Origin of the sequence: Azospirillum sp. A1-3 (assembly GCF_023806445.1) — a bacterium.
Lineage (GTDB): Bacteria > Pseudomonadota > Alphaproteobacteria > Azospirillales > Azospirillaceae > Azospirillum.
The window spans coordinates 430417-450207 of the sequence record NZ_JAMSLU010000005.1; the positions used below are offsets into that span (position 1 = coordinate 430417).

Below are 19791 nucleotides of genomic sequence, written 5' to 3' on the forward strand. Positions count from 1 at the left end.
GATGGAGTGAACGCCTATGGCCAATTTCCACAAGATACTGGTCGCCAACCGCGGAGAAATTGCCATTCGCGTGCTACGTGCCGCCAACGAAATGGGCAAGAAGACGGTCGCGATTTACGCTGAAGAGGACAAGCTGTCGCTTCATCGATTCAAAGCGGACGAAGCCTACCAAGTTGGGTTGGGACGGTCTCCTGTGGGAGCCTACTTGGATATCCCGGATATTATTCGCGTCGCCTGTCAAGCTGGCGTCGACGCCATTCACCCCGGATATGGGCTTTTGTCGGAGAATCCCGCCTTCGCCGAAGCTTGCGAAGCCGCCAATATTGCCTTCATTGGCCCGCGCCCCGAAACAATGCGTGCTTTGGGCGACAAGGCGAGTGCGCGCGCGGTCGCTCAGGCTGTGGGTGTTCCTGTCATTCCAGCGACGGCGGTCCTCGGCGACGACGTGGCGGCCATTCGGCGGCAGGCAGCATCCATTGGCTATCCATTGATGCTGAAGGCGAGTTGGGGAGGTGGCGGGCGTGGAATGCGACCAGTTCTGTCGGAGGACGAGCTGGAAGCGCGGGTGCGTGAGGGGCGGGCGGAGGCATTGGCAGCGTTCGGGAACGGGGATGGCTATCTGGAGAAGCTGATCCCGCGCGCCCGTCATGTCGAGGTACAGATCCTCGGCGACCGCCATGGTGGGCTCTATCATCTGTGGGAGCGGGACTGTACCGTCCAGCGGCGCAACCAAAAAGTTGTGGAACGTGCTCCTGCTCCTTATTTGAACCAAGCACAACGCGCCGAGTTGTGTGCGCTGGCCAAGCGCTTGTGTGGATATGTGCGCTATGAGGGGGCTGGCACTGTCGAATTCCTGATGGATATGGACAGTGGTGCGTTCTACTTCATTGAGGTGAATCCCCGCATCCAGGTCGAACACACCGTCACTGAAGCGGTCACTGGCATCGACATTGTGCAGGCCCAAATCTTAATCCGCGAGGGCAAAGGACTGGCTGAGGCCACCGGCATGGCACGGCAGGAAGATGTGCCGCTGAATGGGCATGCCATTCAATGCCGTGTGACGACCGAGGATCCACTCAACAACTTCATTCCCGATTACGGACGGATCACGGCCTACAGAAGTGCCACCGGCAACGGCATCCGCCTGGATGGCGGTACGGCTTATGCCGGCGGCGTCATCACCCGCCACTATGACTCACTTCTTGTCAAGGTGACGGCTCACGCGCAGACTCCCGAAAAAGCGGTCGCGCGCATGGATCGCGCGCTGCGTGAGTTTCGCGTCCGTGGTGTTGCGACAAACATCGAGTTTCTGATCAACCTGCTGAAGCACCCGACGTTTATCGAGAAGCAATACGCGACGACTTTCATTGACCGCACGCCCGAGCTGTTCCAATTCGAAAAACGTCGTGATCGGGCGACACGCCTACTCACCTACATTGCCGACGTTACGGTGAACGGTCACCCTGAGACGGTCGGTCGCCCCCGGCCGCCGGCTCGGGCGCGTCCTTCCTCCCCGCCGAGCACACAGCCCGGTCGGCCGCTGGTTGGCACCCGCAATCTTCTGGAAGAGCAGGGCCCCCAGGCGCTTGCCGACTGGATGTCCGCGCAGAAGCGGGTGTTGATCACTGACACCACCATGCGCGACGCGCACCAATCGCTGTTGGCGACCCGCATGCGGTCGATTGATATGGCTCGTATCGCCCCGGCTTACGCTGCCACTCTGCCGCAGTTGTTCAGCGTCGAGTGCTGGGGAGGAGCGACCTTTGACGTCGCTTTCCGTTTCCTTCAAGAGTGTCCATGGCAGCGGTTGCGCGATCTGCGGGCTGCGATGCCCAACCTGCTGACCCAGATGCTGTTGCGTGGCGCCAACGGCGTTGGCTACACCAACTATCCCGACAATGTGGTTCGTGCCTTCGTCGCTCAAGCCGCCCGGTCCGGCATCGACGTGTTCCGCGTTTTCGATTCCTTGAACGGCGTGGAAACCATGCGGGTCGCCATTGATGCCGTACTGGACAGCGGCAAACTCTGCGAAGGTGTCGTCTGCTATACGGGCGACATTCTCGACCCGCGCCGAGTGAAATTCGATCTGGCCTACTATCTTGAGCGCGCACGTGAATTGAAGGCGGCTGGTGTTCATGTGCTTGGTCTGAAGGACATGGCTGGGCTGCTAAAGCCCGCAGCAGCACGGCTCTTGATCCGGTCACTCAAGGATGAGGTTGGACTACCCATTCATTTTCACACGCATGACACCTCCGGCGCTGCCGTTGCAACCGTTCTAGCGGCCTGTGAGGCTGGCGTGGATGCGGTCGATGCGGCAATGGACGCGATGTCGGGCGGCACGTCACAGCCCTGTCTTGGTTCCATTGTCGAGGCTCTGCGCCACACAGAGCGTGACACCGGATTGGACATAACGGCGATCCGCGCCATCTCCAACTACTGGGAAGGTGTGAGAACTGACTATGTTGCTTTTGAGTCGGGGCTAACCGCCCCGACCTCAGAGGTCTGGCTTCACGAGATGCCGGGAGGGCAATACACAAATTTGAAGGAGCAGGCCCGTGGCCTCGGATTGGACAACCGATGGCACGAGGTGGCGCTAGCCTATTCTGACGCCAACCAGATGTTTGGTGACATCGTTAAGGTCACGCCGACCTCCAAAGTGGTGGGCGATATGGCGCTCATGATGGTGATGCAGGGGCTGAGCCGTGATGAGATTGAAGACACAAGCGTGGAGGTCGCGTTTCCCGACTCCGTGGTGGACATGCTGCGAGGCAGCCTCGGCAAACCACATGGTGGCTGGCCAGAGGGTATCCTGCGCAAGGTGTTGAAGGACGAACAACCGCTGAGAGATCGTCCTGGCCTTACCATACCGCCTGCTGACCTTGATGCCATCCGCCTCCAGGTGTCGACCGAGTTGAACGGCCATGTGGTGGACGATGAGGAACTCTGCAGCTACCTGATGTATCCTAAAGTATTCCTCGAATATTTTGGCCGAGAACGCGTGTACGGCCCTGTGCACACGCTCCCTACAAGGACATTTTTCTATGGAATGGAGGTTGGTGACGAGATTACTGTTGAAATTGATTCTGGGAAAACACTGGAGATCCGTTTGCAGGCTGTCGGCGAGACCGGCGATGACGGGCATGTGCGCGTCTTTTTTGAGCTGAATGGACAATCGCGTGTAATTAGGATTGCAAACCGCGCTATTCGTGCATCTGTCCCCAGCAGACGGAAGGCGGAAGAGGGCAATCCTGCTCATATCGGCGCTCCCATGCCAGGGGCGATCGCCGCAGTCGCGGTATCACCGGGGCAACTTATCCGATCTGGTGAGTTGTTGGTGACGCTGGAAGCCATGAAAATGGAAACTGGGCTGTACGCTGAGCGCGACGCGACGGTGTCCGCAGTGCACGTGAAGCCGGGAAGTGCCGTTGAGGCGAAGGACCTGCTGATCGAGCTTGAATAATCGGCAACCGTCTCTTGGCTCTTGGTTGTCGATCAGTTGTGTCATGGGGGAGGGCTGAAAGTCGGCGCTGCTCCGTGACGAGCATTTAAAAAACTAAGCCGCAATACAGGGAGGGCAGCGTGCCATGACGGTGCAACATGCAACCTTTGGCGTCCAGGAGCCGGCTGTCGCCGTACCTGAGCCAGCGGCGGAACTGCGGAATGTCTCGAAGATGTACGTGTCACGCGGTGGCACGGCGGAAGTTCTTCGCGATTTTAATCTAACCGTTGCGCCTGGTGAGTTCCTTGCGGTCGTTGGACCAAGCGGAAGCGGGAAGTCGACGGTTCTGAATCTTTTGGCGGGGCTGGAAACCTGCGACAGGGGAGTGATCCGTTGCAATGGTAAGCTGGTGGCAGGAGTAAATACTGACATTGGATATTTGACCCAACACGATAGCCTGCTCCCTTGGCGGACTGTGGAGCAAAACATCGCAATCCCTTTGGAAATCCGCGGAGTTCCGGCGGAGCAGCGTCGGCAACGCGTCCAAGCGATGATTGCCAACGTCGGGCTGAATGGCTTCGAGCACCATCATCCCCGGCAACTCTCTGGAGGGATGCGCAAGCGGGTGATGATTGCGCGGACGCTGATCTATGATCCGTCGACCATCCTGATGGATGAGCCGTTCGGCCCCTTGGACGCGCAGCTCAAGCTTGTGTTGCAGGCCGAACTGCTGCGGTTATGGAGCGCTTCGCGCAAGACGGTGGTCTTCGTCACGCATGACCTTGTCGAGGCCATCACCTTGGCTGACCGCGTGATCGTCCTGTCGGCGCGTCCGACGCGAGTGAAACTGGAAGAAGTCATCACGATCAGCCGGCCGCGCAATGTACACGAGGCGCGTTTTGCCCCTGGGTTTGAAGAGCACTACCGCCGCCTATGGAGCGCCATTGAAATCCATCACGGGGAGCCACTGCTATGAGTGAAGCCATGATGCGCGACGAGCCCAAAATTGCAAATGGATCAAGTGGCTCCTGGCACTCGCGTCCGATCTGGATGTATCGGTTGCTATTGGCGGTAATGATTCTGGTGGCGTGGCAGCTGGCGTCGGGCCGTCTGATCGACTCCTTTTGGGTGAGCAGTCCGGCGGCTATCGTCATAAGGTTGATGCAATGGATCGGCAATGGGTCGTTGCAGCACCACCTTTGGGTGACGCTGTATGAGACGCTTGCTGGATTTGCGCTTGGTTCCATCGCTGGGGTTGTCGCCGCATTGGTCTTCGGGATCAACGACACGGTGCGGCGGACCATCGATCCATTCGTTCTGGCGATCTATGGGGTGCCAAAGGTAGCACTTGCGCCACTGTTTATCATGTGGTTTGGGATCGGGCTTGCGCCCAAGATCGTGCTTGCTGCGGTCAGTGTCTTCTTTCTGGTGTTTTTCAACACGCTCGGCGGAATACGTGAAGTCGATATAAAAATGGTCGAAGCAATGAGGATGATGGGAGCTAACCGCTTCAACATCCAGCGACACGTTGTCCTGCCAGGATCATTGCCTTGGATCTTCTTGGGGTTGAAACTGGGGTTACCCTACGGCTTTGTTGGTGCTGTCGCGGCCGAGATGATGGCATCAAACGCCGGTATTGGCTTCCTCACCCAAAACTCAGCTGGCCAACTCGATACGGCGGGGGTCTTCGCTGCACTGTTTGCACTGATCGGGTTCACGTCGCTTCTCAATGAATGCTTGGGGCGCCTGGAGAGCTGGATTTTCCGCTGGCGTTGACTGGGCGGTCTACCCAACAAGGGGAGGATTGTGATGATTTCTCGCAGAGCCGTTCTTCGTGGGATGTCCCAGGCTGCAACTGTCGCCGCGGCACCACCGCTGATGTTGGACGCACTTAGAAGTTCAAAAGCACACGCTGCTCAACTCGAACCGCTAACTATTGGCATTGGCGGCTTTACCTTCGCCTATCTCCCGCTGCTCGTCGCTATCTCCGCCAAACACACGGAGGAAGAAGGTCTTGAAGTCTCCCTGGTCAACACAGGTAGCGGGTCCAACACGATGGCAGCCATGATTGGCGGCAGCATCGATGTTGCCGGTTTGGTGATGAGTGATCTCATTCTCGCTGCTTCCAAGGGGCAGAAGATCAAAGCGTTTGCTCCTTTGATGTCGCAATATGCCAGTGATGCCGTTATCAGCACCCAGGCTGCCAAGAAGACTGGGATCACTCCGGACATGCCGCTGCAAGAGCGGATGGCTCGGTTGAAAGGACTGACGCTGGCGGTGTCAAGCCGAGGTAGCGGGATCGATAAGTTGTGGCGATATCTGCTGACACTTGGCGGCCTCAATCCTGACCGCGACGTAACATTAACAGTGGTCAAGCTGGATCAGATGTACTCGGCGTTGCGGTCCGGACAAATTGATGGTTTTAACTGTACCGCGCCTGCCAACAACCGTGCTGTGGAGGAGGGGCTTGCCGTCTGGGTTGCGCGTCCGTCACACGGGGAGGTCCCCGGTTTGGAGAACTTTCTCTATACTACGCTGTGCGCGCGTCCTGATTTCCTCGCATCGCGGGCTGACATAAGCGCCAGAATGCTCCGTGCTCTCACCAAAGCTTCCGACCTCATTGGACGGGATCCGGCGATTGCTGCAAAGCTAATGGGAGAGAGATTTTTTCCGGAAACGGACCTCAAACTTATTGGCAGTGCTGTCAGCGATCAGAGAACAACCGTGTCAGTTCCGCTAAGGTTGACTGAGCAACAATTTCAACAAAACGCCGAGTTCATGCAAAGGTTCAACGAGGAGGTGGGTGGCGTTACCTACGGTGACGTTGTGGACTCACGGCTTCTGAAAGGATAGTACCGCAGTGGGTCCGCGCCGTTGCGCGACGCGTTGTCTTGAAAATTGACGCCCCTTCTTCGGCCATGTGAGATTGCCGTCGGGAAAATGTTCATTAACAAACGCGAGCAACGGTGTCGGCAAAAATCCTGCCGACACCGTTGCTCGCGTTTGTTGACCTGCAATCATAGTCCGAGTGGGTGGGGCATGGAGCTGTCGCCTGCTTTGATGCCTGGTGCTCAATCGGCGCGGCACGGTGTAAGGGGTGTTCACAAACGAAGAAGGATTTGGTTTTCCCTATGTAGGCGTGCGTAGGGCAGCAGGTCAGCGAACTTGGTCATTGGTGCCCATCGGAGAGCCGGGTCAACACGTCCTCGAACCATAGCTTGAGCAACCGTCTTGTTGATGACGGCGTGTATGAACCGGTCGTGCTTCGCGTCACGGCTCGCGCTGACGCGTGCCCGGTTGGTTGGGTTAGGCATGCGGTCGGCGTCGAGCGCCGACCGTCGGCAATGTCAGGCGGGCTCTATCTCCCAGGTATGGCCCTTGGCGAGCATGGCGTTGAGGCGGACAATCAGTTTGTGCATGCAAGTGACAAGCGCCACTTTCGCGGGCTTTCTGCACTTTATCAGTTGGCTATAGTGGGTGGCGATCACGCCGATGATATGGAACGCCGCGACCGCGGCGGCCATGTAGAGGAGCCGCCGGACGTCGGGACGGCCGCCGCCGATTCCGCGCCGGCTATGCGCTTGCTTACCTGTCGCGGTCGAAGGGCGCAACGCCGACGAGAGCGGCGATCTGCAGTCCGGTCGTGTGGCCCAGTTCCGGAAGCAAAGCGGCGAGGGCGGTCGCCACCACCATGCCACATCACCTCAGCTGCTGATTAACGCCGCTAAAGTTGCAGATATCCGCCGGCGACACAATCTTCGGTTGGTGTTCTCTGCCGTCGCGGCCGGCGAGCAGAGCAATGATGTTGGTCAGGACGGGCGGATAGATGCGGTACTCCATGCTGCTTCTGTCTGGAGCCACCCGGTTGACGCGCTGGAGATGCGCCACTACACGCCCCGCCTTACAGTCGGGAGTAAAGAGGAAGGCGGGCGCTGCCGATTCGAGCCCTATCTCAGGTCAATCATCGCGGGCATAGGTCCTTGGCTGCCCTCGACCTGAGACCGAAGCTTCCTCCGATCATTGGCAGAGTCTCTGTGAATTTTGATGTCCGAAGCGGGCACGCTAGCTTAACAGCCATCCCAAGATAATGCATTATCTGACAGCTGTTTCATGAATTTAGCGCGGTGAGTCTAGGATTGGTTTGGCAGGAAAGGCAGTCTGTGCCGCACTCTCTGCCCGTTTGCTGAGCCAACCAAACGGCGTTGACGCCCGGCAAAGAATGCATTATATTTCTTCTGAGAGTTTCGAGTGGTGGCTGTCGCGGACAGTGGTGCCTGGTGGGTCCCTGCATCCGGCGAGTTCAGCTCTTCCCTTTTTCCCCTTTTGAAAATGATGGAGACAGGATGTGACGACCGTTGAGATCGAAACGAAGCCGACGGTGGAAGTTGGCGGCGCACCGGCCGAGGGCCTGATCACCGATGAGGCGGTTGCCGCTGCGCGGGAGATGATCGGTCTGCAGCTGCGCCCGGAAGGGCCGTATCTTCAAGATGCCACCCCTGACACCCTGCGCAACTGGTGCAACGGCATCGGCGACCTCAATCCGCTCTATCGCGAGCTGGAATATGGCCGCAACAGCCGCTACGGCACCCAGGTCGCTCACCCGATGTTCCCGATGGCCTTTGGCTGGGTGGGGCGCACGCGCTGGGGCCTTCCCGGTGTGCATGGGTTCTACGCCGGCAATGACTGGGAGCTGTTCCGTCACGTGCGCCCGGGCGATCGCATTGCGGCGGTCGAGCGTGTTGTCGGGGTGGAGGAGAAGGAGAGCAAGTTCTCCGGGCGCCTGGTGCTGCAGTATGTCGAAGCCAGCTACTTCAACCAGCATGGCCAGCTGGTTGCCCGGGCGCTTGGCACCTGCACCCGGCATGAGCGCAAGGCAGCGCGCGATGCCGGCAAGTACAAGGACATCAAGACCCACGAGTACACCGCCGATGAGTTCGTGCAGATCGATGAGGCGATCGCGCGTGAGATCAACGGCGTGCGCGGCGCCCATGTGCGCTATTGGGAGGATGTCCAGGAAGGCGAGGAGCTCGACCCGATCGTCCGCGGTCCGCTGTCGCTGATGGACACCATGGGCTTCCTCGTCGGCAGCGGTCGCGGCCATACCCATGGCGTGGTTTTCCAGGCGGCGATGAAGCATCCCGGCCATTTCTTCCGCAATCCGGAGGCGGGCGGCGGGCTGGAATATACCGGTATCGGCCACCATCGGGAGTCGACCGCCAAGGAGGTGGGCGTGCCGGGGGTCTATGACTACGGTCCGCAGCGGTCGTCCTGGATGGCGTCGCTGGTCACCAACTGGATGGGTGACGCCGGGTTCCTGAAACGCGTCCGCACCGAGATGCGCCGCTTCAACACGATGGGCGACACGACCTGGTGCCGTGGCCGGGTTACGCGCAAGTACATCAAGGACCGTCATGCCTTGGTCGACATCGAGATCCGCGGCGAGAACCAGCGTGGCGAGCTGACCACGCCGGGCTTGGCCACGGTGGTGCTGCCGTCGCGTGATCCGAACATTCCGGCTTACATCGACGGCTCGGCCCTCGATCTTGAGCTGCCGGTCGTCCGCTAAGCAACAGGAACGGGAGCGCATCTGGCGATGGATACACGTCTTCCTCTCAGCGGCGTGCGGGTGATTGAGACCGCGTCTGGTGTTGCGGCGGCGTATGCGGGACGGCTTTTGGCAGCCATGGGGGCCGAGGTCGTGCTGGTTGAGCCGCCGGGCTTGTGCCCGTTGCGGCGGCACGCGCCGATGCTCGACGAGGCCTCCGGCATCAGTGCCTTGTTTGCCGTGCTCGGCGTCGACAAGAAGAGCGTGATCCTCGACCTGGCCGCTCCCGAAGAGCAGGCGGCTTTCAGCCGCCTGCTCTCAACCGCCGATTCCTTTCGCAGAAGCGAGCAAAGGGGCAAACCTCGAGGAGTGCAGCTGATCTCTTGATGATACCCGGATCGGAGTGCAGAGCAGGGGGCAGTGGCAGCTCACGATGGAACTGTCCCAGTTCGAAGTCGCGAAGAGAATTCCAGGGGCGCTGTTCAGGGTAGTCGCCTCAGTTCGTATGAGACACCCGTCGAGTAGGCAGCTCCATGCCTGTGTTCCTTGGGCGGCTGAGACCTCTCAGCTGTTGTAAAAGCTCGGTGAAGGAACGCAGCACAACTGGCTTTGCGTGACCGATAGGCCGATCTGTGCGGCAAACTTCTGGGGAGCAGCGGAGGAGACAATGTCGGGCTGAAGAATAGAGCTACCAATCACAGGAAGTTGAGCCGGAAACGTATTTAGAGGACTTCTTCATGGCCATTGCACGCGCACCGGCGGCTGCGGACACCCACAGCTTCATCATCGGCCGCACTGAGTTGCGTCAGGATCTGATTGTTCGCAACCGTGCCACGGCTTTGGCAGCTGTCCTTGGGCTCGAACGCATCCCCGGAGATGGGCGGGCCTTGCCATCGGGCTGGCACTGGCTCTACTTCGATCCATTGGTCTCTCCCGGCAATGTCGGAACGCACGGTCGTCTCAGCCGCGGAGCATTCCTTCCGGACGTAACGTCATCAGAGCGAACGTGCATGGCGGGCCGGATCACCTATCACGCCCCTCTGCCGTTCGGGATCCAAGCAGAGAAGCAAAGCACCATTAAAAGCGTGAGGCCAAAATTATCCAATGCCGAACAAACGGTATTGGTTACCATCCGACACGATATTCAGGTGGCTGGTTCATTGTATATCGAGGAAGAGCAAGATATTACTTTCCGATATCCTGTCGCTTCTGGCCTTGCTTGTCCGTCACCGATCTTGGCGCCCGATGGAGCGCAGTGGTCAGAGGAGGTAATGCTGGACCCAGCGTCTTTATTTCATTATTCGGAATTGATGTCAGAAGGTTGCCGCATTCATCAAGCGCGGCATCGTACGTGCGACGAAGATTACTATACAGCTCTGACAATTGATGCGCAGCTATTGGCGACCTTGCTGCAGGGAATGGCTGAGCGTTGCCGGCCGGATGCTCACTTGCTTAAATTTAAATATAAGGTGATTGGTGTGTTGTTTACGTCGGAGTCTTTCCACATTGCCGCAAAGGAGGGTGATGACGCAACCGGGTTGGACCTCTGGGCTGAAAATTGGAGCGGCGATTTGGCGATGCGTGCCAAAGCTCGGTTCGTTTTCTAAAAGAAGTCCGAGATGCAGAGTTTTACTTGATTTTCCCGCATAAGTGTGTTATAATTACTTGTACTTTACTGGTTTTCAGATCTCCTGGCTACTCCTCGTCCGTCGCTCTCGGCACCCAGCGCTTATTGCGTCGTCCTATAGCTGGGTGTGTCTGTACGCAATATTTGCGGAAAGACGGACGGACGAGGAGGATTTTCTACCATAGGCCGTCACGGCCTGATTGCAAGCGCATCTGAGAGGGAGATCTGTTGGAACGGTGCATTTCCGAACAAATGGTGAATATTTTGATGTAAGCGGGAGCATGTATGGGAGGGCGATTTTGCAGAACCAAACATCGCGCCCTTTTGATTATTCTTCCATGCCATTCTATTGATGGGAAAGGATCATCCTCGCGCAAGTTCAGCGGATGGTTATGATGAATAAAAAATGGAGCTGACTATGACGTTGCCGAATACAGTTGAGCGGCGGTTGATGCATACGCGTCAGATTGAGTGCCACGGATATCGGCGCGAGGATGGACTCTGGGATATTGAAGGACATTTAATAGACAGGAAAACTTACTCCTACACACCGCTCTATGGTCGGGCCGTTTCGAATGGAGAGCCGGTACATGAAATGCGGATACGGTTGACAGTTGATGAAGAGCTATTTGTTCATGACATCATCGCCGTGACAGAACATTCACCCTACCCGGTGTGTCCGATTGCGGCACACAGTTTATCGAAGCTGCGTGGGTTGCAGGTGGCCGCAGGGTGGTTTGCAGAAATCCGGCGCCGGCTTGGAGGGAGCCAAGGGTGTACACACCTGAATGAGTTGCTCGGCCCGATAGCGACAACAGCCTACCAAACTTTAACGGCCGTACGTTCGGAACGACCAGACGAATACGACGCGGACGGGCGACCGAAACGTATCAACTCTTGCCTTGCCTACTCTGAAGACGGGGATCTGGTTGGGCAACGCTGGCCCGGCTTCGTCGAGAGATCTGAAAAATGATCTAACAGAACGCCGGACAGGGGCCGTGTCCTGGCCTCTTACCTTCAAGGCGCGACGATATGCAGGGCTTCGGCTTTACTTCGGCCACAGGCATCAGAGCTTTACCCCCGACCCGGTCATCGCCGAGGGCTTCGCGCAGGTTATCGACGGCGATACGGGCGCCATCGCTGACCTCGATGGGGGCGTGTCATAAGGAACACCATCGGATCGCTGGCCCCTCCGTATATGTCTTCGAGAGATCCCTCTTGCCGAGGTAAAGCAATCACATGTGGGAATTGCCGTCCCCGCCGCGCAGCGACGCCGTGCTCAGTGACACCGCCGGGACCGCGCCCACGCAACGTGACCGTCACATCCAGATGATCGCTGAGACGGGCCGGAGATCGGGTAAAACCCGGCCTCTTTCGGCGGCTTGGGTGACAGAGTGATGCGGTCAAAGAAGACCCCGTTCAAGGGTCGGCAGTTCACGACGGAGGTGATCCTGTGGACGGTGCGCTGGTACTTGCAGTTCCCGATCAGCTACCGTGATCTCGAGCGGATGCCGGCCGACTGCGGCGTGCTGGTCGACCACACGACGCTCTTCCGCTGGATCCAGGCCTATGCCCCGGAGCTGGACAAGCGCATCCGCCCGCACCGGCGCCTGACGACCGGCTCCTGGCGGGTGGACGAAACCTACGTTAAGGTGAAGGGTCGGTGGGTGTACCTGTACCGCGCCGTCGATGCACGCGGGCAGACCATCGATTTCCTGCTCAGCGCCAAGCGCGATGCCGCGGCCGCCCGACGCTTCTTCTGCAAGGCGCTGAAGCAAGCGCACACCGTGAACCCGCGCACCTTCACTGTGGACAAGAACGCCGCTTACCCGAGTGTGACCAGGACGATGAAGGAGGCCGGCGAGCGGTGGCGCTTCGCCAAGCTGCGCCAAGTGAAATACCTGAACAATATCGTTGAACAGGATCACCGCCGCATCAAGCGGCTCGTCCGGCCGGGGCTCGGGTTCAAAAGCTTCCACACCGCACGCCGGACGATCGCCGGCTACGAGATCCTGGCGATGGTGGGCAAGGGGCAGGTTGCCGCCATCCCCGCCAACGATATGCCGGCCCAGGCGACCTTCATCGCCGGCCTGTTCGGAATCGCCGCCTGACAGTCCTGATGCCGCGGTTCTCCGCGACCACCGTCAGACTTTGCAACAGAACCGGATCACCTCCGTCGTGAACTGTCGGCCCTTGAATGGGCCTTTTTTGCTGCGCATTACCGTGTCACCCTGGTCGCCGATCCCGCCGAGGTTCTACCGGATCCCCGCCCCACCACAAAATTTGCAACAGAGCCCCTGATCTTGGCTCATTCCAATGCCCAGCCATTCCACCGTCCCGGCGGTGAACTTGGCAACAGATCCAAGCGGAGAACCCAGGAGCGATGCAGCAGAGGGAGCCTCCGCCGCATCGCCCAGGTCTCCATCACATGAGTGCGATGAATCAGGCGCCGAGCTTCGGCACCGTGTGTGTGTCGAGCGCCACGCAGATGTTCTTCGTCTCCATGTAGAAATCGAAGCTGTAGTCGCCGCCGTCGCGGCCGATGCCACTGGCCTTCATGCCGCCGAAGGGGGTGGGGAGGTGACGGTTGTTCTCGGAGTTGATCCACACCATGCCGGCGTCAAGCTTCAGCGCCACGCGGTTGGCACGGCCGACGTCGCGGGTCCAGACATAGCCGGTCAGCCCATAGGCGATGTCGTTGGCCACCGTGATCGCCTCCGCCTCGTCCTGGAAGGGGATGGCGGTCAGGACAGGCCCGAAGATTTCCTCCTGGGCGATACGCATGCGGTTGTGCGCGCCGGTGAACAGCGTCGGACGGACATAGTTGCCGCCGGTGCCGGCCTCTCCGGCGCGGACACCGCCGACCTTGACCGTCGCGCCGTCCTCCCGCGCAATGGCGCAATAGCCCAGAACCTTGTTCAGATGGCGCTCATGCACCAGCGGGCCGACCTCGGTGGCGGGATCCAGCGGGTGGCCGACGCGGATGCGGGCGACGCGCTCCGCCAGCCTTTCGACGAAGGCGTCATGGATGCCGCTCTGCACCAGCAGGCGCGAGGACGAGGTGCAGCGCTGGCCGTTCAGGCTGTAGATCATGAACACCACGGCATCCAGCGCACGGTCCAGATCGGCGTCGTCGAACACGATGACCGGGTTCTTGCCGCCCAGTTCGAAATGGACGCGCTTCAGCGTCGGGGCGCCCTGGGCCATGATGTGGCTGCCGGTGGTCGATTCGCCGACGAAGGCCACCGCCTTGATCGCAGGATGTTCGGTCAGCAGCTTGCCGGCCTCCTCGCCCAACCCGTTGACCAGATTGGCGACGCCGGCCGGCACGCCGGCTTCGGCCATGATCTCGGCCAGCAGCATGGCGGTCAGCGGGCTCCACTCCGCCGGTTTGTGGACCACCGTGCAGCCGGCGGCCAGCGCCGGAGCGATCTTCCAGGTCGACAGGTCGTGCCCCACGGGGTGGTGTAGGAGCTGTGGGGAACCGGCCCGCCGCAGCGCCCTCCCATGGCTGGCGTAGGCGGGCCGGTTATCCACAGCGGGCGGTCATCGTGGTTCTTCGGTAGAGTCTGGTCACCACAACACAACCTCGACCGAGGGTGACCACGATGACCGACGAGATGATGGCGCTTCGCGCGATGCTTGAGAAGGGCGCGGATGCCGATGTTCTGCGTGAGATGATCGGCTTCGCCGCCGAACGGCTGATGGAACTGGAGGTGCAGGGCCTGACCGGGGCCGGTCATGGCGAGCGGTCTGCCGAGCGGCTCGTCCAGCGTAACGGCTACCGGGATCGCGACTGGGAGACCCGCGCCGGCACTGTTGAGTTGCGCATTCCCAAGCTGCGCAAGGGGTCTTACTTCCCCGGCTTTTTGGAGCCGCGGCGGATGGCCGAGAAGGCGCTCACCGCGGTGATCCAGGAGGCCTACATCCAGGGCATCTCGACCCGCTCGGTCGACGATCTGGTCCAGGCCATGGGGATGTCGGGCATCTCCAAGAGCCAGGTCAGCCGGCTGTGCGAGGAGATCGACGAACGGGTGAAGACCTTTCTTGGCCGTCCCATCGAAGGCGATTGGCCCTACCTGTGGCTGGACGCCACCTACGTGAAGGTCCGCCAGAACGGGCGCATCGTCTCGGTGGCCGTCACCATCGCGGTGGCGGTCAACACCGACGGCCGCCGCGAGGTCCTGGGCATGGACATCGGCCCGTCGGAGGCCGAGACCTTCTGGATCGAGTTCCTGCGCAAGCTAAAACGCCGGGGGCTGAGCGGCGTCAAGCTGGTGATCTCCGACGCCCATGGCGGCATCAAGGCGGCGGTCACCCGCGTCTTCCAGGCGACGTGGCAAAGGTGCCGGGTGCATTTCTCCAGGACCGCGCTTGCCCATGCCGGCAAAAGCGGCCGGCGCGTCGTGGCGGCCTTCATCGCCACTGCTTTCGCACAGGACGATGCGGCATCCGCCCGAACGCAGTGGCGGCAAGTGGCTGATCAGGTCCGTCCAAAGCTGCCGAAGCTAGCCGACCTGATGGACGAGGCGGAGGAAGACGTCCTGGCCTTCATGACCTTTCCCAAGGAGCATCGGGCCAAGCTCCACTCGACAAACCCGATTGAACGTCTCAACGGCGAGATCAAGCGACGCACCGAGGTTGTCGGCATATTTCCGAACGAGGAGGCGATTACGCGCCTCATTGGTGCCATCCTCTTGGAACAGAACGACGAATGGGCTGTCCAGAGGGCGCGCTACATGACGCTGGAAACCATCGCCCCACTCGGCGATGATCCCCTCGTCAGCCTGCCCGCTGTGGCCGCCTGACAATCCCGGCCAGACCACCCGGAGACCATGAGCGCCTCTCCGCTCCTACACCACGGCCAGGGACACGATCTCTCGCAATCGTGTCCGTCGTTGCTGGCATGGTCATGTCAGCCGGTTCCGCAGCGGCGCGTCCAGCCGACATCCGCATCGTCTACGGTCCACCAGGTGATGCTGTGCAGCAGGCGATGCAGCGAAATCTGCAAGACCGGAAGACTCTGGAGAACATTCGCGACCGATTGGGCGACATCCGGCTTCCACGTGTCCTGACGATCAGGATTGCTGGCTGCCAGGGCGAGGTCGATGCGTCTTATGAGTCGGCCGACGCAACGATCACGATCTGCTACGAATATTTGGCTTACCTTCAGGAGCTTGCCCGCAATCTGCCACCCGCCGCCGTGCGTGAAGGGCTGACACCCGAGACCTACCTGACCGGTCCACTCCTCGAGGTTGTTCTGCATGAGTTGGCCCACGCTCTGTTCGACCTCAAGAAGATCCCAATCCTCGGACGCGAAGAGGACGCCGCCGATCAGGTTGCCGCTTTCACGCTTATGCGCCTGGATCGCGACGAGGCACGGAGGGCGGTCGCCGCAATCGCCGTCATGTATGCCAGCGAGGCGAAGTCGGCGGATCCGGAAGCTGCCGACTTCGCAAATGAGCATAGCCTGCCGGCACAGCGGTTCTACAATCTCTTGTGCATCAGTTACGGCGCTGACCGAAAAACCTTCGGCGACTTGGTGGAGAAGGGCTATCTGCCGCCGGCACGAGCCGAACAATGCGCCGCGGAGTACCAACAGGTTGCGTACGCATTCCAACAACTGATCGCACCTCATTTGAAAGGCCGAAAGCCGACCGCCACCAACACGCGCGTTGGCATCCGCCACTGCTGCTGCCGTCAACAGAAAGGACAGGACCACAGAGAAAATTGTTCATGATGTCATCGATGGTGACGCATTGCCGGAGCGGATCCTTGTTCGCCGTACGGTGCAGCAGCTCGTTGAAACGATTGATGCCCGCCGCCACCCGCGCGTCGCCACTGCTCCGGGCGACAGTGCGTTGATGCCGGCGCAGATCACGCCCTTCATGTTGGCTTTGATTTTCCTGAACCTGCCGTCTGCCTAAAAAACGATAGTATAAGTTCCTTGTCGCCTTCTTTAGAGAAGCACTAATCTGTGAGCTTGATACCGTATCACCGTCAACGGTTACGAACTTTCTGCTCGCTTCGCTGCACCGCATAGTGCGCAGCATCAATGCTACCGGAACACCTCGGTCGGCCCTTTCCCATGCTTGGTGCCTGCGCATCGAATGTTCCAGTTCATCGGAACAACTCGATATTCTTCTTGAAAGAAGCACAATTGCGCGCAATCGCCCAATTCTCATCTTTGGTTTTATGATGGCGCAAAATACTCCGCCTGTTGGGAGAATATCTATCCAATAAATCCGTCCGGAAGTCTTGCCGTGCAGAAATAGGATCAAAGTGTACAGCAGAGCGCGCACAGCATTCAGAGAGGGTACGAAAGCTGATGTCGGACATGTGGCAACGATCCGTGAGCCGGCTGCTCGACATCCTGCGCCGCCCGCCAGCTTCTACCGCCCAGAGCGAAATGGTGTGACATTGATCGCAAGGAGAATCGCCATGAGCAAGGCCCCCTCCCCAACACCCGACCCCGCCGACCCCTCAAAGCAATTCGCCGACATCATCCGCCCGGAGGACCTCCACCATATCACGGAGGAGCAGGACCTCGCCCGGATGCGCGAGGCGCTCGCACTCGAAAAGAAGCGCGAGGAGGAGCAGGCAATTCTACGCGATGCCTTTATGCATCAGCACATACGCCAGGACGCCAATGAACGTTTTACCACGGCCGTACGCTTGGCGGCGGAGCGTGGTGTCACCGAACTCCAGATCACGCGCTTTCCGAGCACCTACTGCTCCGACAGGGGGCGCGCCATCAACAATTTCGAGCCCGATTGGCCATCCACCCTGACCGGCTTCGCCCGCGAGGCGTTCGATATCTATGCCAAGTACCTGAAGGACAAGGGCTATCGATTGGAAGCCCGGATCCTGAATTACCCGGACGGGATGCCGGGAGATGTCGGCCTGTTTCTGCGCTGGTGAGGGCGACGACATGAGCGACAGCCATCCGGTCGACGTCGTGAACGGAGCATCCGCGCATCGCCACAATAGGTCCAAACCGCTGGTCGAGATGTGCAGGCACATCGCATCAGTGTCAAAGACGGTGGAGACCGCCCGGCCCCGTTCCGACGGTGTGGCACGGCCCGCCGCCCGGACGCCGCCCAGCGGGGCGACGGGCGGAGGAGTGCCCAGCGGTGCATAGACACAGACGGCCACCAGTGGTTCGGATCGGTCCTATGGCGGCGTTGCTGCTGATGATGCTGGCTGCCCCGCTGTGGGTCCCCCCAGTGACCGCGGAAGGGATGCCGGCCGCAGGGATTCTGATCCACCCCGCCGACGGCGGGCTGCCGGATTATGCACAGCGGCTGGAGGCCATCGTTGACGCCTACCCACGGCTGCCGACGATCCTCGCTGATGTTTTCGCTCATCCCAATGGCGCGCAGCCGGCCATTTCCCCTCTGCGGCTCGGCTATGGGCTGGCCTTGCTCTTTGCCGCCGGAGCGCTCGCCCTGATCCTGGCCCGGCGGCTGCTCCGCCGGCAGGAAACCGCAGCACCCGTGCCGCGCCTGATGGCCGGACTGGCGGAAATTGCGGCCTTCTCCCTGGGCACGCTGCTGGCCTTCGCATTGATGCGTCCGCCGCACCCGGCAGCACCCGCGATCCTGCTGGCAGTCCTCAAGCTGGTTGCCACGCTTTTGTTGACCGATCGCATCCTGCGAATTCTGACCGCGCCGGGGGATCCGGCTCATCGGCTGTTGCCGCTCGACACCCCGGCGGCCCGCGGCCTTCAGAACACGGCGATGATTGTGGTTGTTCTGACAGCCGGACCGCTGGGTCTGCTGGACCTGCTGCGCGCCCTGGGCTTGCCGCAGGATGCTGCGGTGGCGCTCGGACTGCCGATGGGCACCCTGCCGTTCCTCTATTTGCTGTGGGTGATCTGGCGCCACCACGTCGCGGTTATGCGCACTCTGATCGAGCCGCTGAATCTCGATGCACGCTCGTTGCCGTTGCTGGCCATTTGGCCGGCGCTGGCGACCTTGCACCTGCTGGGACTATGGTTCGCCGCCGCCGGCGCGGCACTCCGGCTGGAACCACAGACCGGACAAAAGCTTCTGGCAAGCCTGCTGCTGGCGTTTGGCGTGCCTCTCGTGGCGCTGGTCCTGATGCGGCCGCTCAGCCGCCTCTATCGTGGGGACAGTCGTGACCTCGGCGCGCCGGACAATTCCGATCCGCAAGTGGCGCGGCTGATGCGCGCCGTCCTGCTGGCGTTGATCGTGCTGGGCGTGGTCGGCACCGCGATGATCTGGGGGGTCGGGCTTGACCGTGCCGATGGACCGAGCGCTTTCCTGATGCGCCTGCTGTTCAATCTTTCGGTCGTGCTGTTGCTCGGCTATGTCGCCTGGGTGCTGATGGTGCGCGTCATCGACCGCGCGCTCAGCGTGTCGCAACGCGGAAGCCAGTCGACGCGCGCCCAGCGCATGGCGACGCTCCTGCCGCTGCTGCGCAAGGTTCTTCAGGTGACGTTGGTCGTGGCCGTGACGATGATCGTGCTGTCCTCGCTCGGCATCGAGATCGGCCCCCTGCTTGCAGGTGCCGGGGTGGTCGGCATCGCCATCGGACTAGGCGCCCAGTCGACCATAGCCGACATCCTGGCCGGTGTCTTCTTCCTGCTGGAAGACGCCTTCCACATGGGCGATTACGTGGAGGTCGGACAGCTGCGCGGGACCGTCGAGGGCATTTCCCTGCGTTCCCTTAAGTTGCGCCATCATCGCGGTGCCGTTCACACCCTTCCCTTCGGCCAGATCAAGGCGCTGACCAACTACAGCCGGGACTGGGCGCTGATGCGGCTGGAGTTCCGCGTTCCGCCCGATACCGACCTCGATCTCGTCAAGAAGCTGGTCAAAGACATTGGCAAGCAGCTGGCGGAGGATCCCGAGATCGGGCCCAACGTCATCGAGCCTCTGAAATCCCAAGGCGTTCGCCGGGTCGAAGATGACGCGCTTATCATCGGCGTAAAATTCACCGCCAAGCCGCAGGAACAGTTTGTGATCCGGCGCGAGGCCTACCAGCGGCTGATCCGCGCCTTCAATCAAAACGGGATCCACCTTGTCGGCCGGGGAGTGGTCGTGCGTGTGGAAGACCAGCAGGCAGCAACGAATGCACTCGGCTTCGCAGCGCGGGAGGCGATCCGGCAGACGATGAACATCTCCGCCGGTTGATCGCTGATAGAAAGATCAAAAG

At 60.3% G+C, this 19791-nt stretch carries 18 protein-coding genes and 1 pseudogene; 15 read left to right on the forward strand and 4 right to left on the reverse strand.

Annotated elements, in window-relative coordinates; all coding sequences use genetic code 11:
• Nucleotides 1–16 precede the first annotated feature (16 nt).
• The 4 genes from M5E06_RS26570 to M5E06_RS26585 all read left to right on the forward strand — a co-directional run bounded on the left by M5E06_RS26570 (nt 17) and on the right by M5E06_RS26585 (nt 6292).
• Complete coding sequence (locus M5E06_RS26570) at nt 17–3460, forward strand: pyruvate carboxylase (protein WP_252140791.1); 3444 nt, start codon at nt 17–19, stop codon at nt 3458–3460.
• A gap of 124 nt (nt 3461–3584) precedes the next feature.
• Nucleotides 3585–4415: an ABC transporter ATP-binding protein gene (locus M5E06_RS26575; RefSeq protein ID WP_252140792.1), complete on the forward strand. Its 831-nt coding sequence runs from the start codon at nt 3585–3587 to the stop codon at nt 4413–4415.
• On the forward strand, nt 4412–5215 hold the full coding sequence (locus M5E06_RS26580; protein ID WP_252140793.1) for an ABC transporter permease: 804 nt from the start codon (nt 4412–4414) through the stop codon (nt 5213–5215). Before M5E06_RS26575 ends, M5E06_RS26580 begins: the two co-directional genes overlap by 4 nt.
• Nucleotides 5216–5248: 33 nt before the next feature.
• Entirely contained in the window at nt 5249–6292 is a 1044-nt protein-coding gene (locus tag M5E06_RS26585; RefSeq protein WP_252140794.1) for an ABC transporter substrate-binding protein, read from the forward strand.
• 494 nt (nt 6293–6786) lie between these two features.
• Here M5E06_RS26585 and M5E06_RS26590 read toward each other — a convergent pair whose 3' ends face one another.
• Complete coding sequence (locus M5E06_RS26590; RefSeq protein WP_252140795.1) at nt 6787–6963, reverse strand: hypothetical protein; 177 nt, start codon at nt 6961–6963, stop codon at nt 6787–6789.
• 175 nt (nt 6964–7138) lie between these two features.
• Entirely contained in the window at nt 7139–7279 is a 141-nt protein-coding gene (locus M5E06_RS26595; RefSeq protein ID WP_252140796.1) for a hypothetical protein, read from the reverse strand.
• Between the two features lie 505 nt (nt 7280–7784).
• Between M5E06_RS26595 and M5E06_RS26600 the strand changes: the two genes are divergently transcribed.
• The 6 genes and pseudogenes from M5E06_RS26600 to M5E06_RS26620 all read left to right on the forward strand — a co-directional run bounded on the left by M5E06_RS26600 (nt 7785) and on the right by M5E06_RS26620 (nt 12722).
• The gene (locus M5E06_RS26600; RefSeq protein WP_252140785.1) at nt 7785–9005 is read left to right on the forward strand and encodes an FAS1-like dehydratase domain-containing protein; all 1221 of its coding nucleotides are present in this window, start codon (nt 7785–7787) and stop codon (nt 9003–9005) included.
• A gap of 27 nt (nt 9006–9032) precedes the next feature.
• Nucleotides 9033–9371, forward strand: coding sequence for a CoA transferase (locus tag M5E06_RS26605; RefSeq protein WP_252140797.1), 339 nt, complete (start codon nt 9033–9035; stop codon nt 9369–9371).
• 350 nt (nt 9372–9721) lie between these two features.
• Nucleotides 9722–10591 carry an HTD2 family dehydratase gene (locus M5E06_RS26610; RefSeq protein WP_252140798.1) on the forward strand — a complete coding sequence of 290 codons (870 nt, stop codon included), beginning with the start codon at nt 9722–9724 and terminating at the stop codon, nt 10589–10591.
• A 438-nt stretch (nt 10592–11029) separates the two neighbouring features.
• Entirely contained in the window at nt 11030–11584 is a 555-nt protein-coding gene (locus tag M5E06_RS26615) for a DUF2889 domain-containing protein (protein ID WP_252140799.1), read from the forward strand.
• 284 nt (nt 11585–11868) lie between these two features.
• Nucleotides 11869–11976, forward strand: a pseudogene (locus M5E06_RS36100) (IS5/IS1182 family transposase); the annotation flags it as partial.
• A gap of 32 nt (nt 11977–12008) precedes the next feature.
• Nucleotides 12009–12722 carry an IS6 family transposase gene (locus M5E06_RS26620; RefSeq protein WP_252140800.1) on the forward strand — a complete coding sequence of 238 codons (714 nt, stop codon included), beginning with the start codon at nt 12009–12011 and terminating at the stop codon, nt 12720–12722.
• Between the two features lie 331 nt (nt 12723–13053).
• Here the strand turns inward: M5E06_RS26620 and M5E06_RS26625 are convergent, their stop codons facing one another.
• The gene (locus tag M5E06_RS26625) at nt 13054–14148 is read right to left on the reverse strand and encodes an aldehyde dehydrogenase family protein (RefSeq protein ID WP_252140801.1); all 1095 of its coding nucleotides are present in this window, start codon (nt 14146–14148) and stop codon (nt 13054–13056) included.
• Nucleotides 14149–14219: 71 nt separating this feature from the next.
• Here M5E06_RS26625 and M5E06_RS26630 point away from each other — a divergent pair, with 71 nt between their 5' ends.
• The 3 genes from M5E06_RS26630 to M5E06_RS26640 all read left to right on the forward strand — a co-directional run bounded on the left by M5E06_RS26630 (nt 14220) and on the right by M5E06_RS26640 (nt 16538).
• A complete protein-coding gene (locus tag M5E06_RS26630) occupies nt 14220–15419 on the forward strand; it encodes an IS256 family transposase (protein ID WP_252136941.1) in 1200 nt (399 codons plus the stop codon).
• 80 nt (nt 15420–15499) lie between these two features.
• Complete coding sequence (locus M5E06_RS26635) at nt 15500–16351, forward strand: DUF4344 domain-containing metallopeptidase (RefSeq protein ID WP_252140802.1); 852 nt, start codon at nt 15500–15502, stop codon at nt 16349–16351.
• A 19-nt stretch (nt 16352–16370) separates the two neighbouring features.
• Complete coding sequence (locus M5E06_RS26640) at nt 16371–16538, forward strand: hypothetical protein (protein WP_252140803.1); 168 nt, start codon at nt 16371–16373, stop codon at nt 16536–16538.
• 193 nt (nt 16539–16731) lie between these two features.
• On the opposite strand, the gene M5E06_RS26645 is transcribed toward M5E06_RS26640, so the two are convergent.
• Nucleotides 16732–16950: a hypothetical protein gene (locus M5E06_RS26645; protein WP_252140804.1), complete on the reverse strand. Its 219-nt coding sequence runs from the start codon at nt 16948–16950 to the stop codon at nt 16732–16734.
• A gap of 102 nt (nt 16951–17052) precedes the next feature.
• Here M5E06_RS26645 and M5E06_RS26650 point away from each other — a divergent pair, with 102 nt between their 5' ends.
• Together M5E06_RS26650 and M5E06_RS26655 are read left to right on the forward strand one after the other, a co-directional pair.
• Entirely contained in the window at nt 17053–17532 is a 480-nt protein-coding gene (locus M5E06_RS26650) for a hypothetical protein (protein WP_252140805.1), read from the forward strand.
• A gap of 254 nt (nt 17533–17786) precedes the next feature.
• On the forward strand, nt 17787–19769 hold the full coding sequence (locus M5E06_RS26655) for a mechanosensitive ion channel family protein (protein ID WP_252140806.1): 1983 nt from the start codon (nt 17787–17789) through the stop codon (nt 19767–19769).
• The last annotated feature ends 22 nt before the right edge of the window (nt 19770–19791 follow it).